Consider the following 13,506-nt stretch of genomic DNA (forward strand, 5'->3'; position numbering starts at 1 on the left):
CCAACGCCTCCCGGGCCGAGGAACGCTCGGGGTGACAGCCCCTGCGGGCCGCGCTCAGCCGCCCGCCCTCGGCCCGGGAGGCGTTGGTGGTGCCCTGCCAGGTGAGGCTGGTGACGAAGTGGGTGTCGTAGCGGTGCTGCTCGGTGAGCAGGCTGTCGCGGTCGGCCTCACCCCGGCGGATTCTGGCGACCTGCCGTAGGTACTCGAACCGTTCGATGCCAGGGGTGATCACGATCAGGGCATCGGCGGTGCTCTCCGGGGCGGCGCGGAAGGCGTGGTCGCAGCGTGGTGGGACGACCAGGAAGTCACCGGAGCCGGCCGTGATGACCTTCGACCCCATGAGCACCTCCAGCGTTCCGTCGACGACGAAGAACAGTTCGGACGCGTGGTCGTGCCGGTGCGGGACGGCGCCGTCGGCGCCGCGGGCGAGCTGGATGCGGTGGGCGCTGAGCGCGCCGTTGCTGGCGCCGGCGTCAGCCAGCAGGTAGTGGCCGATCTCGGGCAACTGCTCGGCATCGCCCGCGCGGACGACAACCGGGTCGTGGTGGGCGGCCGCAGAAGCAGACATGAGCGGGTCCTTGTCGATGGACTATCTGGCTAGGTATCTAGGATGCTAGCATTCCCTCATGGGTGATACGGAGGTCAAACAGTTCAACGTGTATCTGCCGCTTGAGCTGATCAGACAGGTCAAGCATCACGCGATCGAGACGGAGATGTCGTTGTCGGCGCTGGTCGCCGAGGCGTTGCGTGCCTACCTCGACGACGCCCACGGGCAGCGGCAGCACTCATCCGGAAAGGAGTCATGACATGGCAACCGAAGGCATCGAGGCGATGTTCTTGGAGACCCACAACTGGGGGAAGACCGCGAGCTTCTTCCAGTCGCTGGGTTACGAGTTGGAGACCTCGGAGGGCGACGGCTCCGGCGTACTCCGCAACGGCGAGGGTGCCTACCTCGTCGTTGTCGAGATCCCCGAGGACCGGGAGCCCGGCATGCAGGTGGCGCTGAAGGTGTCCGACGCGGACGCCTTCCGTCCCGGTCCCGCCGTGGAGGTGGTCACCCCGTTCGAGGACACGCACTACGGGACCCGGGAGATGACTGTCCGGGACCCCGACGGACGGCTGTGGAGTCTTCAGGCGCCTCCCAGGAGCTGACGCCGCCCTCTCGCCAGGGTGGCCTGATTCGCCTCGGCCGACGACGCCCGCGCCGCCCTGTCCGGCGCGATGGCCTGGTCGAACCGGCCGGGGCGAACTCTGAGGGACAGCGCCTGACCGGGGGGCTGCGAGGAGCTATGGAGGGGATACGAATGAGTAGATGGCGCGGCAATCCCTGGGCGGTGCTGCTGACGCTCAGCCTGGGATTCTTCATGACACTGCTGGACCTGACGGCCGTCAACGTCGCCATCCCCAGCATGATGGGCAGCCTGCACGCGTCGCTGGACGAGGTGCTGTGGGTGATCAACATCTACATCCTCGTCCTCGCCGCGCTGCTGATCATGTTCGGCCGGCTGGGCGATGTGCGCGGGCCGCGCGCCATGTTCATCGGGGGCGTCGCGCTGTTCACCGTGGCCTCCGTGCTGTGCGGCCTGTCGCAGGACCCGGCCCAGCTCATCGCCGCCCGGGCCGTACAGGGACTGGGCGCGGCGGCTCTGATGCCGCAGACGATGACGATCATCATCGGCACGTTCCCGGCCGAACGCCGGGGCGTCGCACTCGGCGTCTGGGGCGCGGTCGCGGGCGTGGCCACGATCGCGGGGCCCACTCTCGGCGGGCTCCTGGTCAGCACGGCCGGCTGGCGGTGGATCTTCTTCGTCAACGTCCCGATCGGCGCGGTCGTGCTCCTGATGACCGTCAGGCTCGTGCCCGACATCAGGCAGGGAAACCGCCGGAAGCTGGACGTCGTGGGCGTCGTACTCGCCGCGATGACGCTGGTGTGTCTCACCTTCGCGCTCACCGAGGGCCAGCGGTACGACTGGGGCGTCGGCATCTGGGCACTGCTGGGCGGCGCCGCCATGCTGCTGGTGCTGTTCCTGATCCACCAGCGCGCCCGGCAGCACGACGAACCGCTGCTCCCCTTCGTGCTCTTCCGCGACCGCGACTACGCGGTCATGAGTTTCGTGGCCGCGACCGTCCAGGTCGGGATGCTCGGCCTGTTCCTGCCGGTGATGATCTATCTCCAGTCGGTGCTGCACTTCAGCGCGCTCACGGCCGGACTCGTGATGGCGCCGGCGATGGTGGTGTCAGCGGTGCTGTCACCGGTCTCGGGCCGGATGGCGGACCGGATCGGCGGCAAGTACGTCCTGATGACCGGCCTGACCCTGTTCGCGGGCGGCATGGCCTGGCTCACCTGGGTCACCGATGTCGGCCGTGCGTGGTGGGAATTCCAGCCCGCCCTGATCATGTCCGGGGTGGGCATCGGCTGCGTGTTCGGTCCGATGGTCACGGTCGCCATGTACAACGTGGAGCCCGCTATGGCCGGGGCCGCCTCCGGTGTGCTGAACACGATCCGCCAGGTCGGCACGGTGTTCGGCAGCGCAGCGGTCGGCGCCGTACTGCAGAACCGTCTGGCCGTCTCGCTGCAGGACGAAGCGGCCGAGCGGGCTGCCGGTCTCCCGGCCGACGTCCGCGGCCCCTTCCTGGCGGGCTTCCGCGACGCCGCCAGGAGCGGTCAGGAGGCCGGCGCCGGGCAGGACGGCGCGGCGATCCAGCTGCCGCCGGGAACGCCGACGGGCCTCGCCCGTCACATCGAGCAGGCGGCGGCGTCCACGTACGAACACGGGGTCGTCCACGCGATGCGGCCGACCCTGGCGCTGCCCATCGTCGTGATCGCGGTCGGCGCCGTCTCGTGCTTCCTGGTACGACGCCGGCAGAGCACCAGCCCGCGCACCTCTCCGGAACCGGCCGACCTCGGCGCCCCGGCCTGACAGCCGGGGCGGACGCCCCCCGAATGCCGCAGCTGGGCGTGTGGGCTGGGACACATGAGGGAGTGCGCGGGTGATCGGCGGGCAACAGCCTCGTACGAGCAGTTCGGAACGGCGCGCCGATGATCACGTGGTGAGCGGGACATCTCAGCATATGATATCGGCGAGGCGATTCCGGGCTGCTCGTTAAACTGAGCTGACCGCAGCAATGGACTGAGCGAGGAGCGCACGTGGGCCTGGTCGTGCAGAAGTACGGAGGTTCCTCCGTAGCCGATGCCGAGGGCATCAAGCGTGTCGCCAAGCGAATCGTCGACGCCAAGAAGAACGGCAACCAGGTGGTTGTCGTGGTGTCAGCGATGGGCGACACGACGGACGAGCTGATCGATCTCGCGGAGCAGGTGTCACCGATGCCCGCCGGGCGCGAGTTCGACATGCTGCTGACCGCCGGAGAGCGGATCTCCATGGCGCTGCTGGCCATGGCGATCAAGAACCTGGGCCACGAGGCCCAGTCGTTCACGGGCAGCCAGGCCGGCGTCATCACCGACTCGGTCCACAACAAGGCGCGGATCATCGATGTCACGCCTGGCCGCATCCGGACCTCGATCGACGAGGGCAACATCGCCATCGTCGCCGGGTTCCAGGGGGTGAGCCAGGAGGGCAAGAACATCACCACCCTCGGCCGCGGCGGGTCCGACACCACCGCGGTTGCGCTCGCCGCCGCGCTGGACGCCGAGGTCTGTGAGATCTATACCGATGTGGACGGTGTCTTCACCGCCGACCCGCGGGTCGTCAAGAAGGCCCAGAAGATCGACTGGATCTCCTTCGAGGACATGCTGGAGCTGGCGGCGTCCGGCTCCAAGGTGCTGCTGCACCGGTGCGTGGAATACGCACGCCGTTACAACATTCCGATCCACGTCCGCTCGTCCTTCTCGGGACTGCGCGGAACCTGGGTCAGCAACGAGCCGCTAGGGGACCAGCAGGTGGAGCACGCGATCATCTCCGGAGTCGCCCATGACGTCTCCGAGGCCAAGATCACCGTTGTCGGTGTGCCCGACAAGCCGGGCGAGGCCGCCGCGATCTTCCGTACGATCGCCAACGCCGAGGTCAACATCGACATGGTGGTGCAGAACGTCTCCGCCGCGTCGACCGGTCTGACCGACATCTCGTTCACGCTCCCGAAGTCCGAGGGCCGCAAGGCCATCGACGCCCTGGAGCGCAGCCGCGGTGCCATCGGCTTCGACTCGCTGCGCTACGACGACCAGATCGCCAAGATCTCCCTGGTCGGCGCCGGTATGAAGACCAACCCGGGGGTCACCGCGGGCTTCTTCGAGGCGCTGTCCGACGCGGGCGTGAACATCGAGCTGATCTCGACCTCCGAGATCCGCATCTCAGTGGTCACCCGTGCCGACGACGTCATCGAGGCCGTGCGCGCCGTGCACTCCGCCTTCGGTCTCGACAGCGACTCCGACGAGGCAGTCGTGTACGGGGGCACCGGCCGATGACCGCACGCCGCCCTTCGCTCGCGGTCGTCGGCGCGACCGGGGCGATCGGCGGTGTCATGCTCCAGATCCTTTCGGAACACGCGGATGTCTGGGGCGAGGTGAAACTGATCGCCTCGCCGCGTTCGGCCGGCGGCAAGCTGGTCGTGCGCGGTGAGGAGACCGAGGTCCTCGAACTCTCCGAGGACGTCTTCGACGACGTGGACGTGGCGCTGTTCCTGGCGCCCGACGAGGTGTCCGAGCGCTGGGCGCCGCTCGCCGCGTCCAAGGGCGCGGTCGTCATCGACGACTCCGCGGCCTTCCGGATGGACGGCGACGTTCCGCTCGTCGTCCCCGAGATCAACCCCCATTCCGCCCGGATCAGACCGCGCGGCATCGTCGCGAGCCCGAACAGCACGACGCTGGCACTGATCGTCGCGGTCGGCGCGCTGCACGCCGAATTCGGGCTGCGGGAACTCATCGTGTCCTCGTACCAGGCCGTGAGCGGGGTCGGGCGCGACGGCGTCGCCGCGCTGCGCGAGCAGCTGTCGGTGGTGACCGGTACCGAACTGGGCACGAAGCCGGGTGACGTACGCCGGGTCGTGGGGGACACGGACGGCGGCCCGTTCGCCGCACCCGTCGCCCTCAACGTCGTGCCGTGGGCCGGGACGGACGCCGGTGACGGCTGGTCGTCCGAGGAGCTGGCGATCCGCGACGAGTGCCGCAAGATCCTCGATCTGCCGAACCTGCGGGTGTCGGCGACCTGTGTGTACGTCCCCGTGATCACCACCCACTCGATGTCCGTGCACGCCCGCTTCGAGAACGAGGTCACGGTCGACCGGGCGCACGAGATCCTGGCGACCGCGCCCGGTGTGGTGCTGTACGACAACCCCGGGGCGGGCGACTTCCCTACCCCGTCCGACGTGGTGGGCACCGATCCGACCTGGGTCGGCCGGGTCCGCCGGTCGATGGACGAGCCGAGGGCGCTTGAGCTCTTCGTCTGCGGCGACAACCTCCGCAAGGGCGCCGCGCTGAACGTGGCGCAGATCGCCGAATCGGTGGCTGTCGAATTTCCCCGGTCCTGATCGAACCTGTTTTGTACGCTCTGTGAATGCCCTGTGAGCAAGTTGCTGGTCTGAACCTCTTGAGCTGGGGTGTCGCGGTGTCCGACGATGACCCTTCGGCCCGTTGCAACCGCTGGTCGGGCGGCGCGCGTCTATGCCGTCACTTCTTGCGCGACGAGGCGCACATTCGGGGTATTTGGGGAAGAGCGGTTACGTATGAAGGCATTTCGCATGGTGTCAAACGCGGTGCCGTATGCGTACAACCCTGACGGGGGGAAACGTGTCCAACTGGCGTGGCAGAGGTACTCGATATCACAGTGGTGGGCCCCTTGCGCGGCGCTTCGGTGCGACCGCTCAGACGGCCCCGCGCGCCCGGCGGTATGCCGGTGATCGCGCCCATGCCCGCTACGCGCCCGACGGGGCTGCCGTCACAGCGCGAGGGCGCTGACGACAGCGTGGCAGCCGGAACTACCGTTGACCATCTCACCGAAACCTATCGCGCCCACTACCGTTCGCTGCTCGGCCTCGCGGCCCTGCTGCTGGACGACACGGCGTCCTGTGAGGACGTCGTGCAGGAGGCGTTCATCCGCGTGCACTCGGCACGCAACCGGGTACGGGAGCCCGAGAAGACACTCGCGTACCTGCGCCAGACCGTCGTCAACCTCTCCCGCTCCGCGCTGCGTCGCCGCATCCTGGGGCTGAAGCTGCTCTCCAAGCCCATGCCGGACATGGCGAGCGCGGAGGAGGGTGCGTACGACCAACTGGAGCGGGACGCGCTGATCAAGGCGATGCGGGGGCTGCAACGGCGCCAGCGGGAGGTACTCGTGCTGCGCTACTTCGCGGACATGACCGAGGCGCAGGTCGCCACGACCCTGGGGATATCCCTGGGCTCGGTGAAGGCGTACGGCTCCCGCGGAATCGCGGCGCTGCGCGTGGTGATGGAGGCGCAGGCATGAGCCGGCGCGACGGCCACGAGCACGGCCACGAAGGCGAGCACGGCCACGAAGGCGAGCACGGACATCGGCACGGGCCCTCATTCGGACGTCGGATTGACCGGACTGGAAACGGAATTGTGAATCACGGGCCGGACAGCACCCCGGGCACGGACCACGATACGGAGCCGGGCGCGGACCGCGACGCGGCACCGGGCACGGAGCCCGGCGCGGTCGTGGGACCGACGCCCCTGAGGGGTGTCGACGCTCCCGCCGACACCCTGGCGGCCGGTCTGCTGACCGACCTCTTCGGCAGCGGCTCCGGCTCCGGATCAGGATCAGGGTCAGGCTCCGGCGATGGTGGGGACGTCGACGAGGACGCGCTGCGCCGGATGATGCGCGGCGCCGTGCGGGACCTTGAACCCCGCGACGGCAGCCTCGACCATCTGTACCGCGCGGTGCCCGCCCGTCGGGCCCGGCGGCGGCAGGCGCTCGTCGGAGCGGCGGCGGCGGCCCTGCTCATCGGCACCGCGATCCCCGCTTTCGTCCATGTCGCGCACTCCGAGGGCTCGAACGCCGCCAGCCCCGCGATCGCCGGTCACGGCGCGCAGGCGCAGGGCGGCAACGGCCAGGAGCCCGGACCGGCTTCCGGCGGTGCGAACGGCGGCGGCGGGAGCGACGGGCGGGAGGACGCCGGTGACGGAGTTCCCGACAGCTCGGCCAGCCCGTCCGCCAGCCGCGGCCAGGGCGTGGAGGGCACCGTGGCCGGCGGTTCGGCCGACCCGCAGGCCAGTGCGGCGGCCGGTATGCCGACCTGCTCGCCCGACCAGCTCGGGGTCGCCTCGGCCAGCACCGGCGCGGCCGGTGCCGACGGCACGGTGTACGGAACGTTCCGGATCGCCAACGTCTCCGGCAAGAACTGCTCGGTGAACAGCGGCGGCACGGTGGGCTTCGAGGCGATGGGCGCGGCGGACCCGGCCAAGATCGTGGTCGTGCGGCACACCCAGGGGGACGCGGCGTCCGGACTGCCCGATCCCGCCGAGGAGGAGTCGACGGTGCTGCTGAAGCCGGAGATGGCGTACGAGGTGCAGTTCGCCTGGATTCCGGGGGACACCTGCCCGTCGACCGGCAGTTCACCGACCCCGACCCCGACCGACGGTGCGGCCGGCGACGCCGGGGGCTCGGACGGTGCCAGTACGGGCAGCGGGACCGGGGGCACCGAAACGGGTACGGAGGCGCAGCTCGGCAGCGAGGACGGGGCAGGGACGGCGCCGGGCAGCGTCTCCGTGCAGCACACCCCGGAACCGGGAGCGCCGGTCGCGGAGACGAAGATCGCCAACGCCTGTGCGGGCACGATCTACCGGACGGGCGCGCTGGAGCCGTCGTCGTAGGAGTGACGCAGGAGCGGCGCAGGAGGCGTGGGGCGGGCCGTGGGTACGGGCAGGCGCCCCTGCCCCTGGGGACCGGGCTGAGCTGGGCCGGGCTCGGCGTTCAGGGGGCCGCGGGTGTGTCCGTGTCCGCGTCCCGGTCCGGGGTCGCGCCCGTGTCGGCGACGAGGCCCAGTCGCACGTCCCGGACGGCCTCGGCCTCACGCCGGACCAGCCGGAACCACATGAAGAGCACGAACGCCGCGAAGACGAACCACTCGCACAGGTAGCCCAGATTCTGGAAGGCCTTCAGGTCGAGCCCGGTGCCCTGCGCCGCGGCGGCCGGTACGGGGCGCAGGGCAGCGGCGCCCTTGGCCGCACCCGCACCCGCAGCCGCGCCCGAAGCCGCCGGGGTGTCGGGCTGCTGGAGTGTTACCCACGCGTCGTACACGTCGTAGGGCACGAGGTTGACGAGTGACGCGGCGCTGATCATGCCGACCTGGCCGTCGGGGAGCCCGCCCGTCGCGTCGACCCCCGCGGTGGCCGGGTTCTCCGAGGCCTGGAGGTCGCCGGTCACGGTGACGTCGCCGGTCGGCGCGGCCGGCACCGAGGTGTGTCCGGCCTTCCCGGGCAGCCAGCCCCGCACCACGGGCAGCGCCTTGCCGCTGTCGGTGCGCAGCATGTCCACGACGTAGAAGCCGTTCCGGTCGTCCAGCTTCCGGCCGGGCACCAGGAACTGGTCGGCGTACCGGCCGGTCGCAGTGGCGGGACGGCCGGAGGTCACCGTGTCGACGGGCAGCAGCTCGTCGAGTGGCTTGGCGGTCCTCGTGCCCGGAGCGGGCTGCTTGTCGGCGGCCTCGTGCGTCTGCACGCGGTCCTCGAAGCGGCCGAGCTGCCAGGTGCCCATGAACACGCAGAACGGGATGGCCAGCACGACGAAGAGGTTGATCCCCCACCATCGCGGGGTCAGCAGGAACCGGTACACCCCTCCACGGTACGGTCCCCCGCTCCGGCCGTCCGGAGCGGGGGCACTCGTGGAGCAGCCCTTTATCCGGCTCCTACGCGGTTTGATCCGTGCCGGTACGGCCCGGCGTACCCAGGTGGCGGGCGGCGAAGTCGAGCTCCAGGCGCACCTGCTTGATCCGCTCCTCCACGACGAGCGAGCCATGACCCGCGTCGTAGCGGTAGACCTCGTGCACGGCGGCGCGGTCCTTCAGCCGGTCCACGTAGTTCTCCACCTGGCGGATCGGGCAGCGCGGGTCGTTGACGCCCGCCGAGATGTAGACCGGGGCCCGCACGGCGTCGACGTACGTCAGGGGCGACGAGGCCTCGAAGCGTTCGGGCACCTCCTCCGGCGTCCCGCCCAGCAGGGTGCGGTCCATCGCCTTCAGGCCCTCCATCTCGTCGTGATACGCCGTGACGTAGTCCGCGACGGGGACCGCGGCCAGGCCCACGGCCCAGTCGCCGGGCTGCGTGCCGAGGCCGAGCAGGGTCAGGTAGCCGCCCCACGAACCGCCGGCCAGGACCAGCTTCGACGGGTCCGCGAGGCCGGACTTGACCGCCCACTCCCGCACCGCCGCGATGTCCTCCAGCTCGATCAGGCCGATCCGGTGCTTGAGCGCGTCCGTCCAGGCCCGCCCGTAGCCGGTCGAGCCGCGGTAGTTGACCCGGACGACCGCATAGCCGTGGTCCACCCAGGCGGCGGGCCCGCCCGCGAAGGCGTCGCTGTCGTGCCAGGTCGGGCCGCCGTGGATCTCGAAGACGGTCGGGAACGGCCCCTCGGCCGGGGCCGCGGGACGCTGGACGAGCGCGTGGACCCGGCCCCCGGGCCCCTCCACCCACACGTCCTCGACCGGCACGGACCGCGGAGCCTTCGCACCCGGCGGATCGAGCACCACCGCACCGGTCGTGGACCGGACGACGGGCGGCTCGGCGGCCGACGACCAGAGGTACTCCACCGTGCCGTCCGGGCGGGCGGTGGCCCCGGACACCGAACCGGTGGGCGTCTCCACCCGCACCAGGGTGCCGTCGCCCGCCGCCGGCCCGTACCGCCACAGCTCGCTGCGGGCCTCGAAGCCGTGCTCGATCAGCAGCGCGGAGCCGTCCGGGTACCACTCGGCGCCCACGTCGCCGGGCAGCTCGACGGCGAGGTCCGTCTGGGTGCCCGCCACCGGGTCCCAGATCATCGGCTCCCAGCGGCCGCGCCGCTGGTGCCCGACCAGCAGCCGGGTGTCGCCCGCCACCGGGGCGAAGCCGAGAACGGCCAGGCCCAGCTCCTTCGTGCCCCCTTCGGTGTCGTCCAGCTCGGCGACCGTGGTGCCGTCCGGCCGCACCACGCGCAGCGCGGAGTGCATCGCGTCACCGTGCTCGGTGTGCTCCAGGGCGATCAGCGTCCCGTCGTGCGACAGGTCGCCGACCCCGGCCGACTCGCGGTGGCGGTAGATCTCGACGGGCACCGCCCCGGGCCGTACGACGTGGACCGTCGTCCCGTCCTCGTCCGTCGAACGGCCTACCACCGCGGTGCCGTCCCGGCCGATCGCGAGCCCGGCCGGGTACGAGGGCTCCAGTCCGGGCGCCGCCGGCTCGTCCTTCGCGGCCTCGGCGCCGCCCCCGCCGTCGCGGAACGGCCGGCGCATCCACACCCCGAACTCGTCGCCGTCGGTGTCGTTGAACCACCAGATGGCCTCGCCGTCCGGTGTCAGTGCGCCGTCCGTCGTCCCGTTCGGCCGGTCGGTCACCTGGCGCTGCTCACCGGTCGCCCGGTCCCAGGCGTACAGCTCGTACGTCCCCGTCGCGTTGGACACGAACAGGGCGCGGTCCGGCGCGTCCTCCGCCCAGCCGGGCAGGGACACCCGGGGAGCCCGGAAACGCTGCTCCCACTCCGGAACGGAATCGGTCGTCGAACCAGTGGTCTCAGTCATGCTCCCCATTCTGCGCCGGGCCGCGGACAATCCGTTCGCCCCGTCCGCAGCCTGTGGATAACCTCGCGGACATGCATGCACCGATACCCGCCGACTGGCGCGAGGCCAACCGCGCGATGTGGGATGAACGTGTGCCCATCCATACCGGCAGTGACTTCTACGACCTCGACTCCTTCCGCGCGGGCAAGGACTCCCTGCGCGCCTTCGAGCTGGCGGAGGTCGGGGACGTGACGGGCCGGACGCTGCTGCACCTCCAGTGCCACATCGGACTCGACACCCTCTCCTGGGCCCGGCACGGTGCCGCCCAGGTCGTCGGTCTCGACTTCTCCGAACCGGCCGTCGAGACCGCCCGCTCGCTCGCCCGGGACCTCGGCCTGCCCCCGGACCGGGCGGCGTTCGTCGCCGCCGACGTCCACGACGCGGCGGAGGCCGTCCCGGACTCCTCGTACGACATCGTCTACACCGGCGTCGGCGCGCTGAACTGGCTGCCCGACATGGACCGCTGGGCCGAGACGGCGGCCTCGCTCGTCGCGCCCGGGGGTTTCCTCTACCTGGCGGAGTTCCATCCGCTCACCGACTGCCTCGACGACGCGACCGGCACCCGGATCGTGCACGACTACTTCAGCCGCGAGGCCTGGGTGGACGAGACGCCGGGCACGTACGCGGACTTCGACGCGCCGACCGTCCACAACCGCAGCGTCGAATGGCAGCACCCGGTGGGCAGTGTGGTCTCGGCCCTGGCCGCGGCGGGGCTCCGGATCGAGTTCCTGCACGAGCACGACGCCTCGCTCTTCGCACGCTTTCCCGCGCTGGAGCGTCAGTCGGACGGCTGCTACCGCTTCCCGGCGGACCGGCCCCGCATCCCGCTGATGTACTCGATCAAGGCGACCCGGCCGGAACGGCTTCCCTAGCACCGGAGCCGGAGCCGGAGCCGGGCGGGCCATTGCCCATGGTCAGGGCGATTGTCAGTGCTGGGGTCCAGACTCGCATCATGACCACGACTGCTGATCCGCGTGCCACGGTCGAGAGTTACTGGACCGCGGCCGGCCTCCGCGACTGGGACACCTTCGCGGCGACGCTCGCCGACGAAGTGCTGTACGACCTGCCGCAGACCCGCGAGCGCATCCGCGGCAAGGAGCGGTACGTCAGCTTCAACCGGGAGTACCCGGGGGAGTGGCGGGTGCGGGTCGAGCGGATAGTGGCCGACCGGGACGGAGGGCAGGTGGCGGTGCGGACGCTGTTCACGGTCGGCGCGCGGGAGATGCACGCCATCCACTTCTTCACGTTCGACGCGGAGGGGCGGATCAGCGAGATCACCGACTTCTGGCCCGAGCCGTACGAGCCCCCGGCGGGCCGGGAGCATCTCGTCGAGCGGTACTGAGCGCGGCCGGGCGGGGGAGAGGAACCGCAGAAGCGCGGCAGGGCCTGGGAGCCGGGGCTCCGCAGCCGTTGCCGCGCCGCTGCTTCCCGTGGTCCTACGCGGCTGAGCTGAAGGCGGGCAGGTAGCCGCCCGACTGTCCCTCCGCCTTGGGGTGATACGAGTTCTCGATGGGGATCGAGACACTGTGGAGCCACGGGTCGCCGGAGCACAGCTCGTGCCCGGTGAACTCGTCCGCAACGCCGGAGAAGGTGAATCCCGCGTTGGCGGCCTGCTTGGCGATGACGCCGTTCAGTACGTCGGACGCGTTGTTGATGGCCGTGCGCTCCGCCTCCGTGAGTCCGGCGATGCAGCTCCCGCCGATCTTGTAGAAGCGCGGGTAGCCGAGCACCACGACATGTGCCTGCGGGGCCTTCGAGTGGATGGACCCGTAGAGCGAACTCAGACCGGCCGGCAGCGAACCGTTCATCTGCGAGACGGCCGAGTTCACGCCGGCGAGGCAGACGGCCTCACCCGACAGCACGCAGTCCTGCATGACGTCGGCGAACCCGACGTCATTACCGCCCGCGGTCACGCTGACCAGCGAGGTGGACGGGCTCAGCGGGCCGAGCTGGCTGCTCGCCACCGAGCTCGTGGTGGCGCCCGAACAGGCGACGAAGTCGAACGAGGACGGCGAGTTCGCCGCCGCCCAGAGGTAGGCGTAGGCGTTGGTGCTGCGCCGGCAGCCACCGCTGTCGGAGAGGTAGTTCCCCGCGCCGACGCCGGACGAGTACGAGTCGCCCAGGGCGACGTACCCGCCGGCGGCGGCCGAGGAGGATGCCGAGGCCGGCTGGGCCATACCCAGAGCGGCCGCGGCGGCGAGGAGCAGAGTGGATGCGGACGCCCAGAATCTCCGTACTGACATAGCTGTCAGCCCTCCGAAGTGTGGGGGGTGGGTGGGGGGTTGATTGAGCGTCAACTGTTGTAGCAGCTACGGGTACCAGTCGGTAATAGCCAGACTGGAACCTGTCGGAATTGCCCGAATGATCGTTCGGCGGCTGTAGCTCCGCGCGTAGATAATCCTTGAACTCCACCCGAAACAAGGGGTTTACGTCTATCCGGCCGTTACTTCGCAGGCGCTCGCGCGGCGGCTGGATGCATGGTCGTCAGAGGGCGGCGAGCCATCGGGTGGACCCCCGGCGCGCGCCGGGGGTCCGGTCGGCCGCGCTTCGGCCCGATGCGGTCCTGAAGGGGCATCCGCATGGTGGTTCTGATGGGCATCCGCCCGGTGGGCCCGGTGTCCGAATGTGACAGACAGCCGTCATTGCGGTCATGCGGTGCGGCGGTGACGATGGACGCATGTCCTCCAGCACCTGCCGCGTCGTGATCGCGGTCTTCGCCGACGTCGACCTGCTCGACGTCACCGGTCCGGCCGAGGTGTTCGCGCTGGCCAACCGGGAGACCGGTGG

General features: G+C 70.5%; 13 protein-coding genes and 1 pseudogene. 10 read left to right on the top strand and 4 right to left on the bottom strand.

Going from position 1 to position 13,506, the window contains the following annotated elements; genetic code table 11:
* The coding region (locus J1C73_RS33985; protein ID WP_207319726.1) for a cupin domain-containing protein at positions 1-568 on the bottom strand (568 nt) is incomplete at its 3' end.
* A 58-nt stretch (positions 569-626) separates the two neighbouring features.
* Between J1C73_RS33985 and J1C73_RS33990 the strand changes: the two genes are divergently transcribed.
* The 7 genes from J1C73_RS33990 to J1C73_RS34020 all read left to right on the top strand — a co-directional run bounded on the left by J1C73_RS33990 (position 627) and on the right by J1C73_RS34020 (position 7,783).
* On the top strand, positions 627-806 hold the full coding sequence (locus J1C73_RS33990; protein ID WP_123460157.1) for a ribbon-helix-helix domain-containing protein: 180 nt from the start codon (positions 627-629) through the stop codon (positions 804-806).
* A gap of 1 nt (position 807) precedes the next feature.
* Complete coding sequence (locus J1C73_RS33995; RefSeq protein WP_123460156.1) at positions 808-1,152, top strand: VOC family protein; 345 nt, start codon at positions 808-810, stop codon at positions 1,150-1,152.
* Positions 1,153-1,304: 152 nt separating this feature from the next.
* Positions 1,305-2,921, top strand: coding sequence for a DHA2 family efflux MFS transporter permease subunit (locus tag J1C73_RS34000; protein ID WP_207319727.1), 1,617 nt, complete (start codon positions 1,305-1,307; stop codon positions 2,919-2,921).
* Positions 2,922-3,148: 227 nt separating this feature from the next.
* Positions 3,149-4,420, top strand: coding sequence for an aspartate kinase (locus J1C73_RS34005; protein WP_123460154.1), 1,272 nt, complete (start codon positions 3,149-3,151; stop codon positions 4,418-4,420).
* On the top strand, positions 4,417-5,481 hold the full coding sequence (locus J1C73_RS34010) for an aspartate-semialdehyde dehydrogenase (RefSeq protein ID WP_207319728.1): 1,065 nt from the start codon (positions 4,417-4,419) through the stop codon (positions 5,479-5,481). Before J1C73_RS34005 ends, J1C73_RS34010 begins: the two co-directional genes overlap by 4 nt.
* A 359-nt stretch (positions 5,482-5,840) precedes the next feature.
* A complete protein-coding gene (locus tag J1C73_RS34015; protein ID WP_207319729.1) occupies positions 5,841-6,416 on the top strand; it encodes a SigE family RNA polymerase sigma factor in 576 nt (191 codons plus the stop codon).
* Between the two features lie 116 nt (positions 6,417-6,532).
* Complete coding sequence (locus J1C73_RS34020; RefSeq protein WP_207319730.1) at positions 6,533-7,783, top strand: hypothetical protein; 1,251 nt, start codon at positions 6,533-6,535, stop codon at positions 7,781-7,783.
* A 100-nt stretch (positions 7,784-7,883) separates the two neighbouring features.
* Here the strand turns inward: J1C73_RS34020 and J1C73_RS34025 are convergent, their stop codons facing one another.
* Positions 7,884-8,744: an SURF1 family protein gene (locus J1C73_RS34025; protein ID WP_207319731.1), complete on the bottom strand. Its 861-nt coding sequence runs from the start codon at positions 8,742-8,744 to the stop codon at positions 7,884-7,886.
* Between the two features lie 73 nt (positions 8,745-8,817).
* On the bottom strand, positions 8,818-10,680 hold the full coding sequence (locus tag J1C73_RS34030; RefSeq protein WP_372446783.1) for a S9 family peptidase: 1,863 nt from the start codon (positions 10,678-10,680) through the stop codon (positions 8,818-8,820).
* 71 nt (positions 10,681-10,751) lie between these two features.
* On the opposite strand from J1C73_RS34030, the gene J1C73_RS34035 reads away from it, so the two are divergent.
* Complete coding sequence (locus J1C73_RS34035) at positions 10,752-11,591, top strand: class I SAM-dependent methyltransferase (protein WP_207319733.1); 840 nt, start codon at positions 10,752-10,754, stop codon at positions 11,589-11,591.
* A gap of 80 nt (positions 11,592-11,671) precedes the next feature.
* Positions 11,672-12,061 (top strand): nuclear transport factor 2 family protein, encoded by a 390-nt coding sequence (locus J1C73_RS34040; RefSeq protein ID WP_123460148.1) that lies wholly within the window; start codon positions 11,672-11,674, stop codon positions 12,059-12,061.
* A gap of 94 nt (positions 12,062-12,155) precedes the next feature.
* On the opposite strand, the gene J1C73_RS34045 is transcribed toward J1C73_RS34040, so the two are convergent.
* Positions 12,156-12,962: an SGNH/GDSL hydrolase family protein gene (locus J1C73_RS34045; RefSeq protein ID WP_207319734.1), complete on the bottom strand. Its 807-nt coding sequence runs from the start codon at positions 12,960-12,962 to the stop codon at positions 12,156-12,158.
* Positions 12,963-13,396: 434 nt separating this feature from the next.
* Between J1C73_RS34045 and J1C73_RS35355 the strand changes: the two are divergent.
* Positions 13,397-13,506: pseudogene (locus tag J1C73_RS35355) on the top strand (AraC family transcriptional regulator); the annotation flags it as partial.

This window comes from Streptomyces laculatispora, from assembly GCF_017353455.1.
In the GTDB taxonomy this organism is placed as follows: domain Bacteria; phylum Actinomycetota; class Actinomycetes; order Streptomycetales; family Streptomycetaceae; genus Streptomyces; species Streptomyces laculatispora.